This window comes from Heyndrickxia coagulans 36D1, from assembly GCF_000169195.2.
In the GTDB taxonomy this organism is placed as follows: domain Bacteria; phylum Bacillota; class Bacilli; order Bacillales; family Bacillaceae_C; genus Weizmannia; species Weizmannia faecalis.
Genome location: NC_016023.1, coordinates 340,444 through 365,124, shown reverse-complemented (window position 1 = coordinate 365,124; position 24,681 = coordinate 340,444). Strand labels below are relative to the sequence as shown.

Annotated in this window: 22 protein-coding genes and 1 other annotated feature; of the genes, 18 read left to right on the top strand and 4 right to left on the bottom strand. The window is 46.5% G+C overall.

Translation table 11 applies throughout. The features are described 5' to 3' along the window. Positions 1-259 precede the first annotated feature (259 nt). Entirely contained in the window at positions 260-1,675 is a 1,416-nt protein-coding gene (locus BCOA_RS19005; protein WP_014095747.1) for an ISLre2 family transposase, read from the bottom strand. Between the two features lie 251 nt (positions 1,676-1,926). Between BCOA_RS19005 and BCOA_RS19000 the strand changes: the two genes are divergently transcribed. Further along, positions 1,927-2,685, top strand: a complete 759-nt coding sequence (locus tag BCOA_RS19000; protein ID WP_014095746.1) for an NADP-binding protein — start codon at positions 1,927-1,929, stop codon at positions 2,683-2,685. Positions 2,686-2,691: 6 nt separating this feature from the next. Here BCOA_RS19000 and BCOA_RS18995 read toward each other — a convergent pair whose 3' ends face one another. Continuing rightward, complete coding sequence (locus BCOA_RS18995; protein WP_014095745.1) at positions 2,692-2,958, bottom strand: hypothetical protein; 267 nt, start codon at positions 2,956-2,958, stop codon at positions 2,692-2,694. Positions 2,959-3,271: 313 nt separating this feature from the next. On the opposite strand from BCOA_RS18995, the gene BCOA_RS18990 reads away from it, so the two are divergent. The 9 genes from BCOA_RS18990 to BCOA_RS18950 all read left to right on the top strand — a co-directional run bounded on the left by BCOA_RS18990 (position 3,272) and on the right by BCOA_RS18950 (position 13,520). Then, complete coding sequence (locus BCOA_RS18990) at positions 3,272-4,210, top strand: beta-ketoacyl-ACP synthase III (protein ID WP_014095744.1); 939 nt, start codon at positions 3,272-3,274, stop codon at positions 4,208-4,210. A 69-nt stretch (positions 4,211-4,279) separates the two neighbouring features. Beyond that, positions 4,280-5,521: a beta-ketoacyl-ACP synthase II gene (fabF, locus tag BCOA_RS18985; RefSeq protein WP_014095743.1), complete on the top strand. Its 1,242-nt coding sequence runs from the start codon at positions 4,280-4,282 to the stop codon at positions 5,519-5,521. A 348-nt stretch (positions 5,522-5,869) separates the two neighbouring features. After that, positions 5,870-6,661 carry a DUF2268 domain-containing protein gene (locus BCOA_RS18980; protein WP_014095742.1) on the top strand — a complete coding sequence of 264 codons (792 nt, stop codon included), beginning with the start codon at positions 5,870-5,872 and terminating at the stop codon, positions 6,659-6,661. Between the two features lie 151 nt (positions 6,662-6,812). After that, a complete protein-coding gene (locus tag BCOA_RS18975; RefSeq protein WP_014095741.1) occupies positions 6,813-7,844 on the top strand; it encodes an ABC transporter ATP-binding protein in 1,032 nt (343 codons plus the stop codon). Beyond that, the gene (locus BCOA_RS18970) at positions 7,831-8,757 is read left to right on the top strand and encodes an ABC transporter ATP-binding protein (protein WP_014095740.1); all 927 of its coding nucleotides are present in this window, start codon (positions 7,831-7,833) and stop codon (positions 8,755-8,757) included. Before BCOA_RS18975 ends, BCOA_RS18970 begins: the two co-directional genes overlap by 14 nt. A gap of 16 nt (positions 8,758-8,773) precedes the next feature. Then, a complete protein-coding gene (gene opp4B / locus BCOA_RS18965) occupies positions 8,774-9,742 on the top strand; it encodes an oligopeptide ABC transporter permease (protein ID WP_014095739.1) in 969 nt (322 codons plus the stop codon). Between the two features lie 14 nt (positions 9,743-9,756). Continuing rightward, entirely contained in the window at positions 9,757-10,665 is a 909-nt protein-coding gene (locus BCOA_RS18960; protein WP_014095738.1) for an ABC transporter permease, read from the top strand. An 18-nt stretch (positions 10,666-10,683) separates the two neighbouring features. Next, positions 10,684-12,471 carry an oligopeptide ABC transporter substrate-binding protein gene (gene opp4A / locus BCOA_RS18955; protein WP_014095737.1) on the top strand — a complete coding sequence of 596 codons (1,788 nt, stop codon included), beginning with the start codon at positions 10,684-10,686 and terminating at the stop codon, positions 12,469-12,471. A gap of 296 nt (positions 12,472-12,767) precedes the next feature. After that, positions 12,768-13,520, top strand: a complete 753-nt coding sequence (locus BCOA_RS18950) for a YjbA family protein (RefSeq protein ID WP_014095736.1) — start codon at positions 12,768-12,770, stop codon at positions 13,518-13,520. A gap of 36 nt (positions 13,521-13,556) precedes the next feature. On the opposite strand, the gene trpS is transcribed toward BCOA_RS18950, so the two are convergent. Then, entirely contained in the window at positions 13,557-14,549 is a 993-nt protein-coding gene (gene trpS / locus BCOA_RS18945) for a tryptophan--tRNA ligase (RefSeq protein ID WP_014095735.1), read from the bottom strand. A 61-nt stretch (positions 14,550-14,610) separates the two neighbouring features. After that, positions 14,611-14,853 (bottom strand) — a binding site (T-box leader). A 112-nt stretch (positions 14,854-14,965) separates the two neighbouring features. Further along, the gene (locus BCOA_RS18940; RefSeq protein WP_014095733.1) at positions 14,966-15,304 is read right to left on the bottom strand and encodes a DUF3899 domain-containing protein; all 339 of its coding nucleotides are present in this window, start codon (positions 15,302-15,304) and stop codon (positions 14,966-14,968) included. Positions 15,305-15,709: 405 nt separating this feature from the next. On the opposite strand from BCOA_RS18940, the gene BCOA_RS18935 reads away from it, so the two are divergent. The 8 genes from BCOA_RS18935 to BCOA_RS18895 all read left to right on the top strand — a co-directional run bounded on the left by BCOA_RS18935 (position 15,710) and on the right by BCOA_RS18895 (position 24,650). Continuing rightward, on the top strand, positions 15,710-17,380 hold the full coding sequence (locus BCOA_RS18935) for a peptide ABC transporter substrate-binding protein (protein ID WP_014095732.1): 1,671 nt from the start codon (positions 15,710-15,712) through the stop codon (positions 17,378-17,380). 128 nt (positions 17,381-17,508) lie between these two features. Then, positions 17,509-18,441 (top strand): oligopeptide ABC transporter permease, encoded by a 933-nt coding sequence (gene opp3b / locus BCOA_RS18930; RefSeq protein ID WP_014095731.1) that lies wholly within the window; start codon positions 17,509-17,511, stop codon positions 18,439-18,441. Next, entirely contained in the window at positions 18,438-19,457 is a 1,020-nt protein-coding gene (gene opp3C / locus BCOA_RS18925; protein ID WP_014095730.1) for an oligopeptide ABC transporter permease, read from the top strand. Before opp3b ends, opp3C begins: the two co-directional genes overlap by 4 nt. An 18-nt stretch (positions 19,458-19,475) precedes the next feature. After that, a complete protein-coding gene (locus BCOA_RS18920; RefSeq protein WP_014095729.1) occupies positions 19,476-20,537 on the top strand; it encodes an ABC transporter ATP-binding protein in 1,062 nt (353 codons plus the stop codon). Position 20,538: 1 nt separating this feature from the next. Further along, positions 20,539-21,480: an ABC transporter ATP-binding protein gene (locus tag BCOA_RS18915; RefSeq protein WP_014095728.1), complete on the top strand. Its 942-nt coding sequence runs from the start codon at positions 20,539-20,541 to the stop codon at positions 21,478-21,480. 279 nt (positions 21,481-21,759) lie between these two features. Beyond that, positions 21,760-22,155 (top strand): transcriptional regulator SpxA, encoded by a 396-nt coding sequence (gene spxA, locus BCOA_RS18910; RefSeq protein WP_013858789.1) that lies wholly within the window; start codon positions 21,760-21,762, stop codon positions 22,153-22,155. A gap of 359 nt (positions 22,156-22,514) precedes the next feature. Further along, on the top strand, positions 22,515-23,174 hold the full coding sequence (gene mecA, locus BCOA_RS18900) for an adaptor protein MecA (protein ID WP_014095727.1): 660 nt from the start codon (positions 22,515-22,517) through the stop codon (positions 23,172-23,174). A 291-nt stretch (positions 23,175-23,465) separates the two neighbouring features. Further along, positions 23,466-24,650, top strand: coding sequence for a competence protein CoiA (locus BCOA_RS18895; RefSeq protein ID WP_235221818.1), 1,185 nt, complete (start codon positions 23,466-23,468; stop codon positions 24,648-24,650). The last annotated feature ends 31 nt before the right edge of the window (positions 24,651-24,681 follow it).

Sequence of the window (24,681 nt, the reverse complement as noted above, 5' to 3'; positions counted from 1 at the left end):
GGTATTCCAAGACACTCTTTTTGTACACTTTCGGCTACCGTGCTTTACTTGCTCGGTGTAATTTTCGGAAAAGATGTAATATTTCCGTATAAAGATGGATAACGGGGATGTTGAGGCGCGCGAAATTCACTCGCTTTCCGCGGGCGGCCGGCGAGCCTCCTCGCTCGTACCTCGCTGCGGGGTCTCTCCTGGCTCGCTTTTCCCGCAGGAGTCTCGTAAATTTCGCGCGCCTCAACGATCAGTCCCCACTGAGCCAGGCTTAAAACGAAAGCTCTAATATTTTGCTTAAATGTCCCATTGCCGATGAACTGCTTGAATGCAGGGCAACTGATCCGTGCTTTACGCCCACTGACGGGCGTACAGGCTGCTTGAGTAGTTGAGACATCCTGATGGATTGTTTCAAGTTCCGTTGCTTTCTCTCGCTTCTTGAACGGTGTTTCAGATAGGCTTCTCTCAATGTCCCATTGAGCATGCCTTGTTTGATTTTCACCATGGCTTCTGCGCCAAGTTCACTCCAATGCATGCCCCTTTTTTTCATCCTGAAGGAGATATGCCTTTGGTTCGATTCCATAGCTCCTAGGCCTCTCGCACCTTCCGGCACGTTTTTCACCCTGTCCCTCCAGTCAAAAATGCGGTCCCAGTTTTTCAAGATATACGAACGGAATTCCTTGATTTTCTTGAGAGCCTTTTTATCCGTCAAGGTGCTTTCGTGCGTATCCAAATATAACGTGAATTGGTCCAGGTTATGCGTTCTAATCGCTTTTCTAATTTGCTCCTTGATCTCGCTCTTTCCGCCCCCAAATGTCCTTATGATGGCTTGTGCAACGTGGTAGGTATCCAGCTGGTTGAGCACCGGAAATTCCGACTGTGAGAATGCTGTTTGAAACCGTTCAGCTGTGTACCCAGCACCTCCATCACTGTTTGTAATGACTTGCGCTTTTTCGAGGGAATAGGTGTTGGCAGCTGTGGCTTGGACTTCATCCCAAAATGTCTGAATGTCTTCCGTCGTCATGATGACTGTGGGCTGACGCAGGGAGACCCTTTTTCCATTGGTTTCCCAACCTTCATAGAGAATGGCATGGCGGACTTCCATACCCTGTTTCTTTTCCAGTCCCCGGATGAATACGCCATCTGCTTCGGAAAACAGGTAGTCTACCTTCTTCCCATCAGGCAGTGAAGCAGCTATTTCCATCTCTTCTACAAGGGCCTTGTCGGCTTCCACCTGCGTTTTTCCTACGCGTTTCACCATTTCCCCTACAGTTGTATGACTAAGACTCACGGCTGTCCATTCTTTTAAAATATTCGCCACCTCCCGATAGGTGTTCTCACTTGCCAACTCTGCCACCTTTAATTCCACTAACGGGCTATATCTCCGGTGGGGTACCAGCCCCAAGCATTCATCCAAGGGATAATGTGAGTTCCCTCTCTTATCACGCATTAATGAACGTTTAAAAGTCACACTTCCAAATAGAAACTGAACGCTTCTGTTATCACTACGGCAGTACTCCCAGCCTTCCTCCAACTTCTTTTGTTTAATTGTTTTATCTAACTCCTCAAATACATCCCCAACCCATTGTGTAAAAGCCTTCTGCATCAGAAGTTTAAGCTGTTCTTCAAATTCGATAAGACTCTTTGTATCCTTTAATAATCCAGCAATTATTGATATAATATCCATGGGAAGACCTCTCTCTCTAGATGTTCATCTTGAAGTGTACAATTAGATGATAGAGCGTCTTCCCATTTTTTTCCACTCATTTGCCCCTTCGAGTAAAATTTTACACATACCCGGTTGCCGCGGATGAAATTTTTCCCGAAGGCTGGAACGAAAAATGGGCACAGCGGCCTTTTGTCCGTTTTGGATCGTCCGGAAGTATCTTTACGGCGGGAAAAGCATATGCTTGAATAAAGATGAATGGAGGGCCGGCCATGAATCAAGCACTTGTCATTGGTGCCGGGGCGTTCTTCGGATTTGAGCTGTGCAAGGCACTGCTTGATGCGGGGTATCCGGTTATAGCGGCTGATCAAGAAACGGATCCCGGGTTTTTGTTGGAAGAAAGATGGATGGAAATCGGAAGAAATGCCAATTTGGATTACCAGCCTCTGAGCCGGTTGTCGCCGGAAAAATGCACATGCTGCATTCCGGTATACGATTATTATGTCCGGGATGCCCGTGAAGATTTACAAGATGCATGCCGCTTTTTAGAACCGTTTAAAGCGCAAATCGAATGTGTGGCGCTCATTCTTCCAAACCATCTGGCGGTTGCGGAACAGGCAGAATGGGTTCCCGGCGTGCTTGGCGATTGCGCACGCATTACCTTTTTTGTTCCGGCACTGTTCGGCCCCGGTCAGCCCGGGAGCCTTGCTTTTTCCCAAATGATTAACGGGAATCCGGAACCGGACTTGAAATATGACGACCGCGATGCCCTTTTTGCAGCAGATGCCGCAGTGGCCATTGTCTCCGAGCTTGAAAAAGGGGAAACGGGGAAAGCCTTTTATTTAAAAAGCCCTGACGGAAACGGATGGGAGCCTGTCGCCCGGTTTTTAACGCAGGATACAGGCAGCCCCACGCTTCCTTCGTGCAGGCTTGAGGCAAAAGGTGAACTGGAACCGATGATCGTCCGGCCGTCCGTTTCCTGGCAGGCCGCGATTCAACAGCAAATCGCCTGTCAACGGAAGAACAGCTAAAGAACGCTAATCTTCCTTTTCAAAATGGGAAAGCCACTTTTCAAAAACCGGCGTGATTTTCCGGAACAACGGCTTAAACTCCTCGAAAATGCCAACGACTTTGTCAGCTTGATCCAGCAACGCTTCCATATCCACATTCCGGAAAAAAGAAAGGTCAAACAAGCCGCCGTTTATTTCTTCATCTGCTTCTTCCTGTCCGGTCCCGGGCGGCTCTTGCCGCTTTTGCGGGAAAAACATCCGGTCGAAAGGGTGGATTTTTTCATGTTCTTCCATTTTTTCACTTCCTTTCCTTCTTTTTTGCCAGGATGAGGGCGGTCCGGATCTATGATCAGCATATGACAGAAAAACTGAATCGGCTTGCATCAATGGCCCGGATCTTATAGCGGAGGAAAACAAGCACCATGCGATCCGCGCGGCCCCGCCCTATTGGCAGCACGTTTTTTTATCCCGCCATTGTGGGATGGCCCGTATTTTCTTCTATTCGTGACAAGCAAACAGGGCTTTGTTATAATTAGGAGCAGGTCATAATATTGTGCGATAAGGAATTATGCCGCTTTGATTATTTTAGTGAAAGAAGGAATGCAAAATGAATGCTGGCATTATCGGTGTCGGAAAATATAATCCTGAAAAGGTTTTAACAAATGCAGACTTTGAAAAAATGATGGACACGTCGGATGAATGGATCCGGACGAGAACCGGGATTGAAGAACGGCGGATTGCAGCGGATGATATGGAGACTTCCGATATGGCATATGAAGCGGCTGTAAAAGCGGTGAAACATGCAGGCATTTCCGCGGAAGAGCTCGACTTAATCCTTGTTGCGACCGTGACGCCGGATCAGCCGTTTCCGACGGTATCGAATATGTTGCAGGACCGCCTCGGCGCAAAAAAAGCTGCCGCGATGGATATCAGTGCGGCCTGTTCCGGTTTTATGTACGGGCTTGCGACGGCCAAGCAATTTATTGAGACGAAAACGTATAAATATGTTTTAATTGTAGGTGTTGAGAAATTATCCAAGATCACGAACTGGGAAGACCGCAGTACGGCGGTGCTGTTCGGCGACGGGGCGGGCGCAGCGGTTGTCGGCCCGGTATCGGAAGGCAGGGGCATCCTTGCTTTTGAACTCGGTTCGGACGGTTCAGGCGGAAAATATTTGTATGAAGATAAAAGTGGCCATCTTGTCATGAACGGTCGTGAAGTGTTTAAATTTGCCGTCCGCCAAATGGGCGAATCGAGCGTGCGCGTGATCGAAAAGGCCGGCGTCAGGAAGGAAGACATCGATTTCTTAATTCCGCACCAGGCCAATATCCGAATCATGGAATCTGCGCGGGAAAGGCTCGGCCTGCCGGTGGAAAAAATGTCGAAAACAATCCACAAATACGGGAATACTTCGGCGGCATCCATACCGATTTCATTGGTGGATGAACTGGAAGAAGGAAAGATCAAAGAGGATGACCTCATCCTGATGGTCGGCTTCGGCGGCGGACTGACCTGGGGAGCCGTACTGATCAGATGGGGAAGATAACACGCTTAAATGCAGCATACAGATTGTAAGAAACACGGTCTTCTTATACCAGGAAAAGGAGATGGCATAATGGAAAAAAGAAGAGTGGTTGTTACGGGAATCGGGGCTGTCACGCCGGTCGGAAATGATGCGCGGACAGCCTGGGAAACTGTGCTGGACGGGAAATCCGGCATCGGCCCGCTGACAAGGCTGGATGCGGACCAGTTTCCGGCAAAAGTGGCAGCTGAAGTGAGAGACTTTAACATCGAAGAATTTATTGAACGAAGAGAAGCCCGCAAAATGGACCGTTTTACCCATTATGCGGTTGCATCTGCACTGATGGCGGTAAAAGATGCCGGACTTACGATCAACGAAGAAAACGCAACCCGTGTCGGCGTCTGGATCGGTTCCGGAATCGGCGGCATGGAAACATTCGAAAACCAGTTTGAAGTATTCCAAAAGCGCGGATACCGGCGTGTGAGCCCTTTCTTTGTACCGATGATGATTCCGGATATGGCAGCAGGCCAGGTTTCGATCATTCTTGGCGCAAAAGGGATTAACTCCTGCACCGTCACGGCGTGTGCAACGGGAACAAACTCAATCGGGGACGCCTTTAAAGCGATCCAGCGCGGCGATTGCGATGCTATGATTGCAGGCGGGACGGAAGCGCCGATTACAAGAATGTCGTTCGCGGGATTTTGTGCCAATACAGCGCTGTCCACCAATCCGGATCCGGAAACGGCAAGCCGCCCGTTTGATTTAAACCGGGACGGGTTTGTCATCGGCGAAGGCGCCGGCATTTTGGTGCTTGAAGACTTAGAACATGCTTTAAAACGCGGAGCCAAAATTTATGCGGAAGTGGTTGGCTACGGGTCAACCGGGGATGCCTACCATATTACCGCGCCTGCGCCTGGCGGGGAAGGCGGCGCGCGCTCGATGCAAATGGCGCTTGATGATGCTGGCCTTGCCCCGGATGAAATCGGCTATATTAATGCCCATGGGACAAGCACGCCGTATAATGATAAATACGAGACAATGGCGATTAAAGAGGTTTTCGGCGACCATGCTTACAAACTGGCCGTCAGCTCGACAAAATCGATGACAGGCCATCTGCTCGGGGCAGCAGGCAGCGTGGAAGCCATTTTTACTGTGCTTGCGATCAAAGAAGGCATTGTTCCGCCAACCATCAATATTCAAACGCCTGATCCGGAATGCGATTTGGACTATGTTCCGGATAAAGCGCGCAAACAGGAGCTGAACGCAGCGATCAGCAATTCGCTCGGTTTCGGCGGACACAACGCAACCCTTGCTTTTAAAAAATACGAAGCCTGATCCAAAAGGGGTATCCCGGTTAAAATGGGATACCCTTTTTGCATGGAAACGAAACCAAATATTGCGAAACGTTTTTCAAGGATCACGTGCTAGAAAAGCCGAGTCGCGAAAAGGGGATGGAACATCCCATGCGGTTCCGATAACGTTTTGGCATGGGGATCAAAGGGTGCGGACAGACTCCCGTGCTGGCGGTTTCAAAAGTGTGATTTTTGCGGGCGGAAAGATGAATTTACAGGGGAAAAAACGCATTCCGGGATGTGCGGCAGTCTGCTCTGGCTTTTGAAAAATTTATTTTCTAAAATCCGGTCTTCCGCAATAAAATAAAGCAAACGGGAGGGGGAACCGGCGATGGGGATCATTCGGACGGATGTGTGGATGGAAGAAGCTTTCTCAAAACCGGAGCTGTTTTTAGAAACAATCAAACAGGGAAGGGAAGATCCGGAAGATTTTTATCGCTACTTGCAGCGTTTCGGCATGTACCGCCCTTCAAGGCAGGCAGAACAGATTTTTACTGCGTTGAAAAAAGCGGATGCCTGGGAGAAAATCGGGGAGTATCATGCAAAATACAAAAAGCTTTGGAACGGGCCAGATCCGGACATTTACATTTTTCCAGTCAGGAATGGAAACGGTTTCAACTTTGGCCGCAGCCGCGGAAAATCGGGCGTAACACTGCCGGGTGCCGTTTTTTTATTTCTTGCACCGGTTCGGGACCGGAAAGAATGGGAAGCGCTGTTTGTCCATGAATACCATCATGCGGCAAGAATGAGCAGGTTGAAAAAACCGCCGCGAGACTATACTTTGCTCGATTCCCTCGTGTTTGAAGGGCTTGCTGAACATGCCGTGCTCGAGTATGTCGGAGAAGAATATGTATCGGAAACATCAAAACGCTATTCCGAAAAACAGAAAAAACATGCGTGGCAACAGTTTTTCAAAAAAAATCTTGCAGCCGGAAAAGAAGAAAAAATTCATGATGACCTTCTTTTCGGCAGAAAATACGTCCCGCCGATGATGGGATATGCACTCGGATACCATTTGATAGAGAAGTATAAAACGGCCCATTCTTTTTCTACAATAGCAAATCTCGGCCGCCGTTCCGAAATATTTGCAGAAGGAATGTTTACCAACCCGCCGGAATCCTGAATCCATAAAGTACCAAAAAAATACAAATATAATTTTAACTAAAAAAATGATTGCGTTTCTTTTAATTTTGTAATATTATTTAAACAATAAATTAATAAGATTTTAATCTATTTTCGTTGTTTTCTACTTTTACGAAGGGAGGTTTTGTATATTGGAAAAACCACCGCTTTTGCAAATTGAGGATTTGACTGTTTCTTTCCAAATCCAGGATACATACTATCCGGCGGTCGATCACGTCTCTTTAACCGTCAACGAAAATGAAGTGGTGGCGATTGTCGGGGAATCCGGCTGCGGAAAAAGTGCACTCGCTCTGGCAGTGATGGGGCTGCATCCGGAAGAAAAGACAAAAGTTGAAGGGCGTATTCTCTTTAAAGGGCAGGATCTCGTGCCGCTCGGGACTGGGAAACTGAATGAAATCCGCGGGGCGGAAATGGGCATTATTTTCCAGGATCCATTGACTGCGCTGAACCCGCTGATGACGGTCGGGCGGCAAATAGAAGAAAGCATGGATTACCACACCAAACTATCCGGTTCCGAAAAGAAAAAACGGACGCTTGAATTGTTAAGCCGGGTCGGGATCCCTTATCCCGAAAGAACATATAAGCAATACCCGCATGAGCTTTCCGGCGGCATGAGGCAGCGGGTGGTCATTGCCATCGCGATCGCCTGCCAGCCGTCGCTTGTCATTGCGGATGAACCGACAACCGCGCTTGATGTCACGATCCAGGCCCAAATTATGGATTTGCTGAAAGATTTGCAGCGCCAGATGAAGACGGGCATTATTCTGATTACCCATGATCTCGGCGTCGTTGCCGAAATGGCCGACAGAGTGGCCGTCATGTATGCAGGCGAAATTGTCGAAATTGCGGATGTTACAACACTCTTCAAAAATCCGTTACATCCTTATACCCGTTCTTTGCTGAATTCAATCCCGTCGGCGACGGAAGCCAAAGAAAGATTGCATGTCATCCAGGGCATTGTTCCTTCACTGAAGAACCTGCCGCGCTCGGGATGCCGCTTTAAATCAAGGATTGGCTGGATCAGCGACGCGGCGCACGAAGAAAATCCGGTTCTTCGCGAAGTGGAAAACGGCCACTGGGTGCGCTGTACCTGTTACAAACATTTTTATTTCCCGGACGAACAGAACATGGAGACAGGGGATATGTATCATGCCACTTCTTAAGATCGAAAATCTAAAAGTCTATTATCCGGTACGGGGCGGGTTTTTCCGCCGGGTGGTCGATCATGTAAAAGCGGTCAATGATATCAGCTTCGAATTGCAGCCTGGAGAAACGTACGGGCTTGTCGGCGAATCGGGCTGCGGCAAAACGACAACGGGCAGAACGATCGTCGGGCTGAATCATGCAACAGCGGGCAAAATTGTGTTTGAAGGCACGGATTTGGCCCGGCTCAGCCGGAAGGAATTTCAACATTATCGGAAAGATATCCAAATGATCTTCCAGGATCCGTATTCTTCCCTGAATCCGAAAAAGCGCGTGGCGGATATTATCGCTGAACCGATTCGCAATTTTGAGAAACTGCCCCGCGAACAAGAGCGGGAAAAAGTCCGCGAAGTCATGGAAAAAGTCGGCCTGAGTCCGGACTCCATGTTTAAATACCCGCATGAATTTTCAGGAGGGCAGCGCCAGCGGATCGGCATTGCCCGGGCGCTGACATTGAATCCGAAACTGATCATTGCGGATGAGCCGGTCTCCGCCCTTGATGTTTCTGTCCAGGCGCAGGTGCTCAATTTTATGAAAGACATCCAAAAAGAATTCGGGCTCACCTACCTATTTATTAGCCATGACCTTGGCATTATCCGCCATATGTGCGACCGAATCGGCATCATGTACCGCGGGCGTTTTGTGGAAGAAGGGACGAGTGACGAAATTTACGAGAATCCGCAACATATCTACACAAAACGGCTGCTGTCCGCGATTCCAAATGGGGACCCGGAAAATAGAGCAGCACAAAAACAGTACCGGGAAAAAATCAACAATGAATTCCGGCAAGCTTTCAGGGATTATTTTGACGAGGAAGGGAAGCCGTACCATCTCAAGCCGGTTTCGCATACCCATTCCGTAGCACTGCCGTAAAGAGGGGGGCACAGTTATGATTAAATTTATATTGCGCAGAATTCTCATCATGATCCCTCAATTAATTATTTTGAGTATTTTGATTTTCGTGCTGGCAAAGGCCATGCCCGGCGATGCACTGACCGGCCGGCTGGCGAGCAATCCGAAAATGGATATCCACACGCTTCATGAAATGAAAGAAAAATTGGGGCTGTATGATCCGGCTTATGTACAGTACGCCCGCTGGGTGAAAAATCTCTTCAAAGGCGATCTTGGCATGTCTTATATTCACCAGCAGCCTGTAACAGAACTGCTTGCCGGGCGACTGTGGAACACGATTTTACTGTCGGCGGTGATTCTGATCCTGACATATTTGATCGCCATTCCGCTTGGGATCGTGGCCGGGCGATGGACGGATTCATGGGCGGATAAGCTGATTACCGGTTATAACTATCTCAGCTATGCAACTCCGCTGTTTATCTTTGCATTGATTATGCTGTTTGTGTTCGGTTTTGTCCTATCATGGTTTCCGACAAGCGGCAGTGTCAATATCCAGGCCCGTGACGGCACGTTTGAATATTTCATGAGCAAGGCTTACCATCTAATTTTGCCAGCCTTATCCGGATCGCTGCTTGCAACGGTGGGCACGATCCAGTATTTGCGGAATGAAATCATCGATACAAAAATCAAAGATTTTGTAAAAACGGCGCGGGCAAAAGGCGTGCCTGAATCGAAGGTGTATACGCATCATATTTTAAGAAATTCGCTTTTACCGATCGCCACCTTTTTCGGTTATGAGATTACCGGATTAATCGGCGGGTCCGTCATTTTGGAATCGATATTCGGTTATCCGGGGATTGGGCAGCTGTTTTTGCAATCGATTATGCAGCGTGATTACAGCGTAGTCACGGCGCTCGTGATGATTTCCGGCGTGGCGACCTTGTTCGGCACATTATTATCAGACATTATTTTAAGCGCTGTGGATCCGCGTATCCGGATTGAGTAACGGGGGGTGAGAGGATGAAAGCAGTCATTTCAACACAACAGCCCGCAACTGTCGAAACAGAAAAAAGCCCGTCCGGATTTTCGATTATCTGGCGGGAACTGATCAAAGATAAAATGGCCGTTATCTCCATGATCGTGCTGGGGCTGATTCTGATAACAGTTTACGGCATGTCATTGATTTTAAACGAAAATGAGATTGTAAAGGTTGACCTTTTATCCATTTACGCACCGCCCTCAGCTGAACACTGGCTCGGCACCGATTACGGCGGCCGGGATATATTCGGGCAACTGATTATCGGTGCAAAAAATTCGTTTACAATCGGGCTTGCGATTACGTTGATTACCGGTGCAATCGGGCTTGCGGTCGGATTAATTGCCGGTTACTTCGGCGGAGTCATTGACAATATCATCATGAGAATCATTGACTTTATTCTTGTCCTGCCGTTTCTCATGCTCATCATTGTCCTCGTGACAATCGTACCGAAATATAATGTGTTTTCTTTTATTCTCATTATGAGTGCATTCCTTTGGGTCGGAAAAGCAAGACTGATTCGTTCCAAGACGCTTTCGGAAAGGGAACTCGACTATGTCAGTGCTTCCAAGACGCTCGGTACGCCGGACTGGAAAATTATTCTCTTCCAGGTCCTGCCGAATTTGAGCTCGATTATTATCGTGAACTTGACGATTAACTTGGCAAGCAATATTGGGATTGAATCGAGCCTGACCTATCTCGGCTTCGGGTTGCCGGAAAGCACACCGAGCCTTGGGACGTTGGTCAGTTATGCCACAAACCCGGATGTGCTCCAGCATAAATGGTGGATTTGGTTACCTGCATCGCTCCTGATTCTGGTGATGATGCTGTGTATAAATTTTATCGGCCAGGCGTTAAAACGCGCAGCCGATGCAAGACAAAGACAAGGATAAAAAAGAGGGGGCTTAGCAATGAGGAAAAGAAAATGGTCAAGCGTATTCAGTTTGCTGGTGATACTCGTATTGGTGCTGTCAGCCTGTAACAATTCACCGAGCAGCGGAAGCAAGGAAGACAAGGCAGTGAAAACGGAAGATTTAACAAGCAAGTTTCCGAATACCGTCAAAAACAACAAAAAAGCGATTGACGGCGGGATTTTGAATTACGGCATCGTTTCCGATACGCCGATTGAAGGCACATTCAACCTTGCTTTCTACGAAGGGCAACCGGATTTTGAAGTCATTAAATTTTTTGATGATTCGCTGTTAAAAACAGACGAAAACTATGAATTTACGAATGACGGCGCCGCCACGTACAAATTGTCCAATGACAACAAAACAATGACGATTAAAATCAAAGACAATGTCAACTGGTCTGATGGGAAGCCGGTAACCGCCGAAGACCTCGAATTTGCATACCTGGTTATCGGAAATAAAGACTATACCGGTGTGCGCTACGGCGATGCTCTGTTCCAAAATATCGTCGGCATGGATGAATACCATAAAGGAAAAGCGAAAAACATTTCTGGTGTTAAAGTAATCGATGATAAAACGATTTCCATTACCTGGAAGAGTGCCAACCCTTCCGAAAAAACAGGCGTCTGGACAACACCGCTTCCGAAACATTACTTAAAAGATGTGCCGATCGCAAAAATGGCACAGTCGGATAAAATTCGGTTACATCCTTTAGGCTTCGGTCCGTTTAAAGTTAAAAAAGTGGTTCCGGGCGAGTCTGTTGAACTTGTCAGAAACGACCATTACTGGGCAGGAAAACCGAAACTGAAAGGTGTCGTCATCAAAGTGGTCAATCCGAAAGTGGTGTTACAAGCCTTGAAAAAAGGCGAAATTGACTATGCTGCTTTCCCGGTAGACCAATACGAGGCTGCTAAAGGTGTAAAAAACTTCCAGCTGCTCGGCACGATCGATTTGGCTTACAGCTATATCGGATTTAAACTCGGCCACTGGGATGCAAAGAAACAGGAAAACGTCATGGATAACCCGAAATTCCAAAATAAAAAACTGCGCCAGGCGATGGCGTATGCGCTCGATAACAAGTCAGTCGGCGAAAAAATCTACCACGGTTTGCGTTTCCCGGCGACGACTTTAATTCCGCCATCTTTCCCGGAATGGCATGACAAGTCCGCAAAAGGGTACACGTATGATCCGAAAAAAGCAAAGAAACTGCTTGATGAAGCCGGTTATAAAGATGTCGACAAAGACGGGTACCGTGAAGATCCAAACGGCAAAAAATTCGTCATTAATTTCCTTTCCATGAGCGGCGGGGATACGGCCGAGCCGCTGGCAAAATTCTATATGCAGTGCTGGAAAGATGTCGGCTTAAATGTCAAACTTGTTAACGGTCGTCTTGCTGAGTTTAACTCCTTCTATGATATGGTGCAAAAGGATGACCCGAAAGTGGATATCTATGCAGGTGCCTGGGGAACAGGTAGCGATGTGGACCCGTACGGCTTGTACGGTCGGAACGTTATGTTTAACTACACCCGCTTTGTCAGCAAGAAAAATGATGAACTGTTGGAAAAAGGGCATTCTCCGCAAGCCTTTGACACAGCATACCGCAAAAAGGTTTACAATGAATGGCAGAAGTATATGAATGAGGAAGCGGCAGTCATTCCGACCGTTTACCGTTATCAATTGTATGCGGTGAACAACCGCGTGAAAAACTTGGCTGTATATCCGGATGAAACACAAACGGATTGGAGCAAGGTGAGTGTCACATCCGAAAAAGCGGACACCCAAGAATAATCCATAAAGGCCCTGTCTTTGGCAGGGCCTTTTTCCTTTCCGGCTTGCCGGGATCGGGAGAGCAGAGCGTCTTTTTAAAGCAGAGCCTTTATCCTTTCCGACTTACCGGGGGAGGGAAAACGAAGCGTCTTTTAAAGCAGGCCTTCTTCCTTTTCGACGCGGTGGGATTGGGGTTCTTCTTTTTACAAGCGAAGTGCAATCTTTATTTTCTACACAGCGGAATCCGGAAAAGAAGGAATAATTTAACTGCCCCCTGCCTATACTGAATGACAAACAGAGTATACGGGGGGTTATCCATGCTGTATCTTCACGATATATGGGTCAACTGGTTCGAGGGGGAGGAAAACAGTTATAATGTCTGCCCATTCCATGAGTGGCGGAGGGACGATGTGATTGAACTGCTGGACCAGGTGCCGCTTTTATTTGTGGACACGCTTTTATACGAGTACATTGAAAACGATTTGGCTGAACTGCCGCAAACTTTGCTGAATGATGTTTTCCAGAAGGCGGTTTTGCGCAAAAACCATGAACGAATCCAGCTGGAATATTGTTTTGTCGTGACGGATGGAAAAGGGATTTTGGCGGTGGATACGATCGGCTATACGCTACCGATCCGCAAAAGCCGGCTGATTCCGAGGCAGGAACAGCTTGTCTATGAAATGATCGAAGGGCATGAACCGGTGTCCTATCCGTTTGAAAACCGCAGCAATCCGAAAGAACATCATATTTTATCCCCGTCGCCGGAGTGCATGCAGGGGCTGACAAGAAGGGAACGACAATTAAAGCAGCTGTTATTTATGGCGCTCGACCAGCTCTATTCCTCGAAAAATACGGCGGAAGTGCGGTACTGGTATACAGAGTGGTGCCCGGAGCAGTATGAACACATCCAGTTTATGCCTTTTGAAGATGCGTGGGAGCGGCTTTATGCAGAAACAAAAACAGGCTGGTCCAAAAAGCATGAACAGTTGTGCGAAAATATGATCAAAGGGCAGCCTTTTTTTGAAAAACTATGGGAACTGGAACACAATGAAAAAAGCGAACTGATGTAAAAACGAGTTGCGAAACCTCCGCAACTCGTTTTTTTCTTAATGGCGTTTTTTTCTGCCCAATCCCATCGCATTTTCCATTTTTCTCAGCATATTTCCGGCTACAATACTGGCTTTTTCCGCGCCTTCATCTAAAATCCGGTCCAGTTCCTCCGATTCAATCAGTTTATAATACCGTTTTTGGATCGGGGCCAGCCCTTCATTCACTACATCAACGAGATCCGCTTTAAACGCGCCATAGCCGACGCCGTCATATTTCCGTTCCAGCTCTTCAATGGTCAAGCTGCTGAAGTTGGAATAGATGTCGAGCAAATTGGAAATGCCCGGTTTCCGCTCTTTGTCGTATTTGACCACGCCTTCTGAGTCTGTAACCGCGCTTTTAATCTTTTTGTCGACCAGTTTCGGGTCATCAAGCAGCGAGATAAATGCTTTTTTATTCGGATCGGATTTGCTCATTTTTTTCATCGGGTCCTGCAGCGACATAATCCTTGCTCCGGAATTGGAAAGCTTAATATCCGGCAGCGTAAAAATTTCGAGGTAACGTTTATTGAACCTTTCCGCCAAATCCCTTGTCAGCTCGAGATGCTGTTTCTGGTCCTCACCGACCGGCACAAGATCCGTGCTATACAGTAGAATATCAGCGGCCATGAGCGGCGGGTATGTGAGAAGCCCGGCCGATACGCTTTCTTTCCCTGCAGATTTGTCTTTAAACTGCGTCATCCTTTCCAACTCGCCGACATAGGCAACGCATTGCAGCATCCATGCGGCCTGGGCGTGCGCCGGCACTTCCGACTGGATAAAGAGCGTCGCTTTGTTCGGGTCAATGCCGACTGCCAGATAAAAAGCGGCAAGGCTCCTGATGTTTTTGCGGAGTTCAAGGCGGTCTTGCGGGACGGTAATGGCGTGCTCGTCAGCAATGCAAAAATAGCAATTAAAGCTGTTCTGCAATTCCACAAACTGCTTCATTGACCCAAGATAGTTCCCGATGTGGATCGTTCCACTCGGCTGAATAGCTGAAAAAATCGTCCTCATTTTTTCTTCCTCCTAAAGCATGGATATTTTTCCAGAAAAATAAAAAACCCATTCAACCAAAATTAGGGACGAATGGGATAAATCCGCGGTGCCACCCTAAGTGCCCGGCAATACGGGCCGCTTAGTTCCAATGCCAATTGGAGCCTGGTTAACGCAAGGCGTACGCCGGAAACTAATGAGGCGGCCGCCCGTTCATCTCCGGAGCTCGAAAGCCCATTCCACCTGCAGGCATGTTTGTTTCCACCAGCCACAAACTCTCTGAAAAGCCATAAACAGATGTACTCTTCTTTTTCATCGCTTCTATATACCAGTATCATTATAATGAAAAGATGGAAAAATGTCAAAAACCGCTGTCCGCCAAGGCCCATTTTATGTAGGATTCCGTCTTTGCCTGATCGTTTTAAACGGCCAGCATTTTATGACGAACTTTGCAGAAAAAGGGCGATGGCCATCAGCACCATCATGGACACCCCGGTAAGAAAAGGCATGGAAACACGCAAGGTAACCAGCTTCGACAGCGGGCGGACGTCCTCCTCGTTAAATTTAGAAGACATTCTTTGAAAACCGTAAACAAACGCGTCAAAAAAACCGGTCCGCGCCATGAAAACCGATGCGGCAAAAAGAATCAACAGTGCCCCGATCGTAAATGAAGTATTAATATAGCTAAGCAAATCGATCCGCTTATACACCAAAAAAGAAAAAAACAAAACAAGCAACTGGGAGGCCAGCAACCAGCAGACAAGCTTTTTGAACATACGCTCACCTACAAAATGATTTTCATTCATTATACAGGAACAAAAGAAAAGATGAAATAGCGGAAAATCTAAACCTAAATTAAAGTTAAATTAAATTTATTAAAATTAATGAAAAAATTATAAATACAACGGAACGCGGAAGTTAAGCGTTTGTTAACGCTTTCAAACAAAAAACATTGTTAAAAAACCTACCAAAGTTTATTTATTTTAATAGTTTTATTTATAATTTTTTTAACCATTTGTAAGGGGTTACAATATTGAGATGACAATATCTTTTTGGTTTATTACTCCTTTTACGTAATTAAAAAAGATTAAAAAAACATGTACAAGAAAGTGAAATGTTAGTATAATTAAATTCGAAAAGTCACTAGCTTTTCAGAAAAATAAAAAAAGGGTGGTTAGCTGATGAAGAAGTCAAAATTTTATGTGTTTATGACGCTGGCTTTTGCCCTGTCGCTCGTCCTCGGCGCATGCGGCGGCGGAAGCAAAAACAGCAGCTCAGGTTCAAGCAGCGGTTCATCCAAAACCAAGCAAGTGCTGAATATGGATGAAACGGCTGAACTTCCGACAGGGGATCCGACACTTGCAACGGATGCGGCAAGCTTTACCGTTTTCGGTAATACAATGGAAGGCCTTTATGTCGTTGGGAAAAATGATGAGCTGAAACTCGGGATTGCGAAAGAAGAACCGACAGTCAGCAAAGACGGCAAAACGTATACATTTAAGCTCCGTAAAGACGCAAAATGGTCAAACGGTGATCCGGTTACAGCAAAAGACTTTGTTTACTCTTGGCAAAGGGCTGTGAATCCGAAGACAGGGTCGCAATATGCTTATATGTTCTTTGGTGTCGTTAAAAACGCTTCGGATATCAATGCTGGCAAAAAAGATCTAAGCACTTTAGGGGTAAAAGCGATTGACGATCATACATTGCAAGTCCAGCTTGAAAAACCGGTTCCTTACTTAAAATCATTGCTGGCTTTCGGCACATATTTGCCGCTCAACCAAAAATTTGTTGAGTCAAAAGGCAGCAAATTCGGGACAAACAGCGACAATATGCTGTTCAACGGCCCGTTCGTATTAAAAGACTGGAACGGCACAGGCTTGACATGGAAATACGTGAAAAACCCGAATTACTATGACAAGAAACATGTGAAACTGAGCCAAATCAATGTTCAGGTTGTAAAATCGCCAAGCACAGGCGTCAACTTGTACAATACGGGCAAAATCGACCGGACTGTTTTGAGCGCCGAATATGCGAAACAATATAAAAATAACAAAGAAGCTGTGACAAATCCGGAGTCAAGCGTTTTCTACTTCAAATACAATGAAGTTAGAAACGGAAAGAAAACCGCTTTAGCAAACAAAAACATCCGGATGGCACTGGCGATGGCTTATGATAAAAAATCGTATGTCGACACGGTCTTGTCTAACGGTTCGATTCCGGCAAACGGGCTCGTGCCGAAAGACTTTACAAAAGATCCGAAAAACGGCAAAGATTTCCGTACGGAATCGGGTTCTTACCTCCAGTATAACCCGACAGAAGCAAAAAAATATTGGGAAAAAGGGTTGAAAGAACTCGGCAAGAAGAACTTAACGCTTGAAATTCTCGGTGATGATACAGATAACGCAAAAACAACAGGCGAATTCTTCCAAAACCAATTGGAAAAGAATCTTCCTGGGTTAACGATCAAACTGAAAAACGTACCATTCAAAAACCGTTTGCAATTGGATACAAACCAAGATTATGACATCCAGGTTGCCGGTTGGAGTCCTGACTACAAAGACCCGATGACCTTCCTCGACTTGTTTGTAACAAACGGCGATAACAACAAATCCGGCTATTCGAATAAAGAATACGATAAGCTGATTGATGAAGCGAAGAACAAATACGGCAATGATCCGGAAAAACGTTGGCAAATCATGCTGCAAGCTGAAAAAATCCTGATGGACGATGCGGCGATCGGCCCGATTTATCAACGTGCTACATTACGCCTTGTTAAACCGTATGTAAAAGGGATCGAGTACCATACATTCGGGCCGGATTACACGTTTAAAGATGCATATGTGCAAAAGTAAGAAAACTGCATGACCTCAATTAAAAAGGTAAAAGAGAGTATTTTCTTTCCGAAATACTCTCTTTTCACCGTTAAGAGGATTTTTATGTGAAAAATTTAAACATTCCTTTTCTTTGGGAGGTGTCACGTGTGACGAAGTACATTGTGCAAAGGATTATTTATTTGTGCATTACCTTATTAATTATTGCTTCTTTTACGTTTTTCCTGATGAAATTTTTGCCGGGGACCCCGTTCCGGAACCAGCAAAAATTATCACCGGAACAGGTTCATATCCTGAACCAGAAATACGGGCTGAATGAATCTTTGCCTGTCCAGTATAAAAATTATATGGTGAATTTGCTGAAAGGGGATCTCGGCGTTTCTTTCCAGTTTGACAACCAGCCGGTTACGCAGCTGATTGTGGAAAGGATGGGTCCGTCCTTGCAGTTGGGGCTTCAGGCCATGATTGTCGGCACGTTAATTGGCATATTACTAGGCGTACTGGCGGCAATGTTTCAAAACACATGGATTGACTACGGAAGCACATTTCTTTCGGTCCTCGGTATATCCATTCCCTCGTTTGTATTTGCCGCAGTCCTGCAATATGCGATAGGCGCGAAACTGCAATGGCTGCCGGTTGCAGCTTGGGATGGGTTCGCCTCTTCCATATTGCCCACGATTGCGCTCGCTATTTTTCCGGTTGCAACAGCTGCACGGTTTATGAGAACGGAGCTGATTGAAGTGTTCGGTTCCGATTACATTACGCTGGCGAGAGCAAAAGGGAATTCTTACGGGCAAATCGCCTTTAAGCACGCGATCCGGAACGCGCTGATTCCGCTTATTACGGTGCTTGGGCCGCTTGCCGTTAACTTGATGACCGGATCGATGGTTGTGGAACAAATTTTTGCTGTTCCCGGGATTGGCGAACAATTTGTTAAATCCATTCAAATGAATGATTACCCGATTATTATGGGGACAACCCTCTTTTTCTCATTCCTGTTAGTTTTGATTACATTAGTTGTCGACATTTTATACGGTGTCATTGACCCGAGAATTCGATTGGCCGGGGGGAATAAATCATGAACAACAACGTAGAGACATTGCCGAAAGAATTATTTGAACCCGCAGCCCCGGATCGCGAACAAAGTGAGTTGATCGCCAAACCGCAACTGTCCTTTATGCAGGATGCATGGATGCGGATCCGCAAAAACAAAGGCGCGGTTGCCAGTCTGTTTGTGATTGTGATTTTAATTTTGATGGCGATTATTGGGCCGCATCTTTCCAAATCGGGTCCGTACGCACAAGATACTTCCAGGGCGAATTTGCCGCCAAGAATTCCTGTGATTGAAAAGCTCGGCATTTTTGATGGGTCCCAGACGGTTGGCGGGCAAAAAGTGAACATGTATGAACAAAACCATATTCATACGTATTACTGGTTCGGCACGGATGCCCTCGGCCGCGACTTGTTTGCAAGGGCATGGCAAGGAACGAGAATTTCCTTATATATTGCCTTCCTTGCGGCGTTGATCGATATGCTCATCGGCGTTTCTTACGGCCTCATATCCGGATACAAAGGCGGGCAGGTCGATAACGTGATGCAGCGGATTATTGAAATTTTGTCCGGTATTCCGAACTTGATTGTCGTGATTTTAATGCTTTTGATCTTTAAACCGGGAATCTTTTCGATCACGATTGCGATGGTAATCACCGGCTGGCTGAATATGGCACGGGTTGTTCGCGGCCAGGTGTTAAAGCTGAAAAATATGGAGTATGTATTGGCGGCAAAAACACTTGGCGCTTCGAACATGCGGATTTTATTTAAACATCTGCTCCCGAATTTGACCGGGGTGATTATTATCAATACCATGTTCACCATTCCAAGTGCAATTTTCTTCGAAGCCTTTTTAAGTTTCATCGGGATCGGGCTCCAGTCCCCGGCTGCATCGCTCGGGACATTGATTGAAGACGGTTATAAGACATTCCAGTTCCTGCCGTATTTGATGGCAGTGCCGGGCACGATTATTTGTTTGCTGCTTGTCGCCTTCAACCTGCTGGCAGACGGTTTACGTGATGCATTTGACCCGAAAATGCGCGATTAAGAAATGAGGTGAAGCCGAATGGAAAAGATTTTGCAAGTGAAAGACCTGAATATATCCTTTCACACTTTTGGCGGTGAAGTAAAAGCGATCCGCGGTGTGAGTTTTGATTTATATAAAGGGGAAACATTGGCCATCGTAGGGGAATCCGGTTCAGGAAAATCGGTGACGACGAAATCGATTATGCGACTGTTGCCTCCTAACAATTCGGAAATCAAGTCGGGGCAAATCCTGTTCGGCGACGTCGACATTGCCAAAGCGTCAGAAAGAAAGATGCAATCGATCCGTGGGAAAGAGATTTCAATGATTTTCCAAGATCCGATGACGTCTTTAAATCCGACCATGACAATCGGGAAGCAGATTATGGAGCCGCTTTTGAAACACCAGAAGATGCATAAAAGTGAAGCAAAAAAACGTGCCATTGAGCTTTTGAAGCTTGTTGGCATCCCGAATGCGGAAATCCGTGTCAAACAGTATCCTCACCAGTTTTCCGGCGGGATGCGGCAAAGGGTCGTCATTGCGATTGCTTTGGCGTGCAACCCGAAAATTTTAATTGCGGATGAACCGACAACGGCACTTGACGTTACGATTCAGGCGCAAATCCTTGAACTGATGAAAAAACTGCAGTCTAAAATTGATACCTCCATTATTTTTATTACGCACGATTTGGGCGTGGTGGCGAATGTGGCAGACCGTGTTGCCGTTATGTACGGCGGAAAAATTGTCGAGATCGGAACCGTGGATGAAATTTTTTATAATCCAAAACATCCGTACACATGGGGACTGATCAGTTCGATGCCGAGCCTTGATGTCAAGGATGAAGAACTGTACGCGATACCGGGCACCCCGCCGGATTTATTGAACCCGCCAAAAGGGGATGCCTTTGCGCCGCGCAATCCGTACGCACTTAAAATCGATTTGGAGCAGGAGCCGCCGATGTTTAAAGTGTCGGACACGCATTATGCCGCAACATGGCTCCTGCATCCGGATGCCCCGAAAGTAGAGCCGCCGGAAGCCGTGAAAAAGCGGATGTACAAGTTTAAAGGAAATGTGCGCCCGATACCGGCTGAGGAGGGGAAGTAAGATGGCAGTGAAAGAAAAACTGATCGAAGTCAAACATTTAAAACAATATTTCAATGTTGGAAAAGCAAATGAAGTCCGTGCTGTCGATGATCTTACATTTGATATTTACAAAGGCGAAACCCTCGGACTTGTCGGCGAATCCGGCTGTGGCAAATCGACAACCGGACGGACGATTATCCGCCTTTACAATGCAACGGCAGGAGAAGTTTTGTATGGCGGCAAAAATGTCCATGCCAAAATGTCCCATAAAGAACTGAAACATTTTCGCCGGAAAATGCAAATGATTTTCCAGGACCCGTATGCTTCCCTCAATCCGCGCCTGAAAGTGGCCGATGTCATTGCGGAAGGAATTGATATCCACGGGCTTGCAAAATCAAATGAAGAACGGATGCACCGCGTTTATGAACTGCTGGAAACAGTCGGCTTAAGCAAAGAACACGCCAACCGCTATCCGCACGAATTCTCGGGCGGGCAAAGGCAGCGGATCGGAATCGCCAGGGCACTTGCGGTCGATCCTGAATTTATTATTGCTGACGAACCGATTTCCGCGCTGGACGTCTCGATTCAGGCACAGGTCGTGAACCTGTTGAAAAAACTGCAGAAAGAACATGATTTAACGTATTTGTTCATTGCCCACGATTTGTCGATGGTGAAATACATTAGCGACCGGATCGGCGTCATGTATTTCGGCAAGCTTGTGGAACTGGCCGATGCCGATGATTTGTATAACCATCCGCATCATCCGTACACACAGTCATTGCTATCCGCCATCCCGCTTCCGGACCCTGATTATGAACGGACACGGCAACGGAAAATTTACGACCCGTCCGTCCATCAATACAAGGAAGGCGAAGAAGTAAAAATGCGCGAAGTGGCACCGCATCATTTTGTTTACTGTTCAGAAAGGGAACTCGAGCAGTACAAAAAAACTTATCATGGCTAATCATTCTCAATGGGAAGAAGAACGCATGCCGGTTGAAATGCGTTCTTCTTCTCACTTTTTTTATAAAAAAATGAAGAATAGTGGTTTAAATAGAGAGAATTGGGGAAAAAGAAGACTATTAAACCGGTGGAAAAATACAACAAACTATTTTTCAAAAAAATATATTCAATCACGCGGATATAGTGTATAATACATAATAGAGATTGTTTGATTAAACTTATTTTAATGTGAGAATCAAATGGGAATCCAAATATAAAAATTTAGGAGTGTGAATGCTAGATGGTCACATTATACACTTCACCGAGCTGCACATCATGCAGAAAAGCAAGGAACTGGCTTGAAGAAAACCATATTGAGTATAAAGAACGCAACATTTTTTCTGAACCGCTTTCACTGGATGAAATTAAAGGGATTTTGCGGATGACGGAAGACGGGACGGACGAAATTATTTCCACCCGTTCGAAAACATTCCAAAAATTAAACGTCGATCTGGATGCCCTGCCGCTCCAAGAATTGTACACATTGATCCAGCAAAACCCCGGTTTATTAAGAAGGCCAATTATCGTGGATGAAAAACGGCTGCAGGTCGGCTATAACGAAGATGAAATCCGCCGCTTCCTGCCGCGGAAAGTGCGGACCTTCCAGCTAAGGGAAGCACAACGGCTTGTCAATTGACAACTTTTAATATTTCTTTTGCCGGATGCCTTTTATAAGCGTAAACCGGCAAATCACCTCCCAGGTTCCGGCCCGGGAGGTTTTCTTCACCTTTTTGTCATAAAATTGTCAAATAACGAATATGTATTTAGAAAATTTTGTCTTGAATTTCTGCAGCAAATCGGATACAATACAAAAAAGATGTAAATGATCTTTTTTGCCGGATGTTTAAGAAATGGGCCGGCGTGGAATTTTAAAAAGGAAAGTTTTTTTATTTCCATTTGCCAGTATTTTATCATAAAATAAAAGTACAAGGTTACCTATACCTGAATGGGGGAACATGTCCCTTCACTACATCTGCAAGAAGGGAGAGTTGATGTATGGAAATCGAAAGAATCAATGAGAACACGGTGAAGTTTTATATTTCGTACGTTGATATAGAGAAACGCGGGTTTAATCGTGAAGAAATCTGGTATGACCGGGAAAGAAGCGAAGAATTGTTCTGGGAAATGATGGATGAGATTCACACGGACGACGATGTATTTGACCCGGAAGGCCCGCTTTGGATACAGGTGCAGGCGCTCGAAAAAGGGCTGGAAGTGCTTGTCACGAAAGCGCAGTTGTCGAAAGACGGACAGCGTTTTGAGTTGCCGATTCCGGATGAGAAGCTGAAAGAACTGCCAATCGGCGACCAGCTTGAGGAATTTTTCAGCGAGAACTTCCAAACGCCGATGCAGCAGGTTTTCACGGATGGCGATCCGCTCGAACAGGTCTTGTATTTCAAGGACTTTGAAGATTTGCTGGCGCTGGCCAAAAACGTCCGGATGGAAGACGTCAGCACGAAGCTGTACGTCTTTGAAGGCAAATATTATCTGTATGTCCGCTTCCCGGAAGATGTAACGGAAGAAGCTAATGACTTTAAGTTAAGCCAGCTGCTGGAGTATTCCGATCTTTCCTCTGTCACCAGCCATCGTCTGCTGGAATACGGAAAGCCGATCATTGACAGCAATGTATTTGCAAAATTAAACTCGTACTTTTAATCGATAAAAATCGGTGCGCAAACGCATCGATTTTTTTGTTTATCCGGAAAAAATTCATCCTGGCAAACAGGATTTTTCGCCCCGGGTGGTGAATGTATTCAATACGGCTGTGCATGGCGTTTATACAGATAAGGGCCGGTCAATCTAAGGCTTGCGGAGAGGCCGGCAACTGCATACGACCGAATGCCACGGCCAAACAAAAGCGGGACTGCCGGCTAGAGGGCCCGCCTACAGTTAAAAAAGGAGAGGATGCCGTTGCTTTCTGCGCTAAACGAGCGGGGGGAGCTGATCATGCTGACGGAACGCTTTACAAGATTGGATCTAAAGCAGTTAAAAACCTCCCATACGTTTTACTGTCGGGACTGCCGTGAACCCCTCATTTTAAAAATCGGCAGCCGTGTCACCCCCCATTTTTCCCATTACCGCCATTCCACTTGTGCCACATTTTCTGAACCGGAAAGCCCGATGCATTTGCAAGGCAAAAAAGACTTGTTTTTATGGTTGAGGGGGCAGGGGCTCGATGTTTCCCTCGAACAATATTTTCCTTCTATCCGGCAAAGGGCAGATCTTGTGGTGCGCAAATACCGGCAGCTTTTTGCCATAGAATACCAGTGTTCCCCGATCCCGTTTGAGCGGCTGATGGAGAGAACGGAAGGGTACAGGCACCTCGGCATTTTGCCTGTTTGGATACTGGGCGGTATGCCTTTCCGGTCCTCAGGGAAAGAGGCGGAAAGCGTGTACCGTTGCAGCGATTTTCAGTTGTCTTTTTTACGGCATACCCGGCACCACTTTTATTTATTCAGCTATCCTCCCGGCAAAAAGAAGGTCTGCCTCTTGTCCCACATGACGCCCATATCCGCCAAAACGTTCCACGCCTGTTACGCGGAAAAGCCGCTGTCTGCCTTTTCTTTTCCGTTTACAGATGACCAGTTTTCATTTGTTTCTGCCCCTGTGCCGCTTCCTGAATGGTTTGCGGAAAGGCGGCGCTGGATCGGCCTGAAGATTCAGTTTGGAAAAGCCTTTCAAGACCCGTTTTTACGGCACGTGTATGAAGCGGGAATGCACCCCGGGTCCCTGCCGCCGTTTATCGGCCTGCCGCTTTTGCACATGGCTGCCTGTAAACAGCATCCGGTCGAGTGGCAATTCTATATATGGCTGGATGCCCTTTTCGCATTGCGGACAAAAGCAGCGGTTTCACTGGACGAACTGCTGCGGCTGTTTACCGTGAGGATGGAAAAAAAGGAAATTGCATTCAGAAAGTCACCGTATGTACGCGAAAGGAACGCGGCGAAAGCGATGATTTATGAGTATGCGCAGCTGCTCGTTCAATTAGGGCTCTGGTCAAAAGGAAAAGCAGGCTACTATATGAATAAAAATGTTTTTGCGCCAAAAAATACAGAAGAACTTGAACATATGGAGCGCCATCTGTCTTCCGTGCTCGGGGCCGGTGTTTCAACCGGGAAAGCGGAACAGTAGCGGGATCAGGGGAGTTACGCTAAAATGAAAA

Excerpts from the sequence above, each read along its gene's own strand:
- mecA (WP_014095727.1), top strand. The coding sequence starts at position 22,515 with ATGGAAATCGAAAGAATCAATGAGAACACGGTGAAGTTTTATATTTCG.
- BCOA_RS18920 (WP_014095729.1), top strand. The coding sequence starts at position 19,476 with ATGGAAAAGATTTTGCAAGTGAAAGACCTGAATATATCCTTTCACACT.
- opp4A (WP_014095737.1), top strand. The coding sequence starts at position 10,684 with ATGAGGAAAAGAAAATGGTCAAGCGTATTCAGTTTGCTGGTGATACTC.
- BCOA_RS18990 (WP_014095744.1), top strand. The coding sequence starts at position 3,272 with ATGAATGCTGGCATTATCGGTGTCGGAAAATATAATCCTGAAAAGGTT.
- BCOA_RS18995 (WP_014095745.1), bottom strand. The coding sequence starts at position 2,958 with ATGGAAGAACATGAAAAAATCCACCCTTTCGACCGGATGTTTTTCCCG.
- BCOA_RS18895 (WP_235221818.1), top strand. The coding sequence starts at position 23,466 with ATGCTGACGGAACGCTTTACAAGATTGGATCTAAAGCAGTTAAAAACC.
- BCOA_RS18960 (WP_014095738.1), top strand. The coding sequence starts at position 9,757 with ATGAAAGCAGTCATTTCAACACAACAGCCCGCAACTGTCGAAACAGAA.
- opp4B (WP_014095739.1), top strand. The coding sequence starts at position 8,774 with ATGATTAAATTTATATTGCGCAGAATTCTCATCATGATCCCTCAATTA.
- BCOA_RS18940 (WP_014095733.1), bottom strand. The coding sequence starts at position 15,304 with ATGTTCAAAAAGCTTGTCTGCTGGTTGCTGGCCTCCCAGTTGCTTGTT.
- BCOA_RS18980 (WP_014095742.1), top strand. The coding sequence starts at position 5,870 with ATGGGGATCATTCGGACGGATGTGTGGATGGAAGAAGCTTTCTCAAAA.
- BCOA_RS18950 (WP_014095736.1), top strand. The coding sequence starts at position 12,768 with ATGCTGTATCTTCACGATATATGGGTCAACTGGTTCGAGGGGGAGGAA.
- trpS (WP_014095735.1), bottom strand. The coding sequence starts at position 14,549 with ATGAGGACGATTTTTTCAGCTATTCAGCCGAGTGGAACGATCCACATC.
- BCOA_RS18970 (WP_014095740.1), top strand. The coding sequence starts at position 7,831 with ATGCCACTTCTTAAGATCGAAAATCTAAAAGTCTATTATCCGGTACGG.
- BCOA_RS19000 (WP_014095746.1), top strand. The coding sequence starts at position 1,927 with ATGAATCAAGCACTTGTCATTGGTGCCGGGGCGTTCTTCGGATTTGAG.
- BCOA_RS18935 (WP_014095732.1), top strand. The coding sequence starts at position 15,710 with ATGAAGAAGTCAAAATTTTATGTGTTTATGACGCTGGCTTTTGCCCTG.
- BCOA_RS18915 (WP_014095728.1), top strand. The coding sequence starts at position 20,539 with ATGGCAGTGAAAGAAAAACTGATCGAAGTCAAACATTTAAAACAATAT.
- spxA (WP_013858789.1), top strand. The coding sequence starts at position 21,760 with ATGGTCACATTATACACTTCACCGAGCTGCACATCATGCAGAAAAGCA.
- fabF (WP_014095743.1), top strand. The coding sequence starts at position 4,280 with ATGGAAAAAAGAAGAGTGGTTGTTACGGGAATCGGGGCTGTCACGCCG.
- BCOA_RS19005 (WP_014095747.1), bottom strand. The coding sequence starts at position 1,675 with ATGGATATTATATCAATAATTGCTGGATTATTAAAGGATACAAAGAGT.
- opp3C (WP_014095730.1), top strand. The coding sequence starts at position 18,438 with ATGAACAACAACGTAGAGACATTGCCGAAAGAATTATTTGAACCCGCA.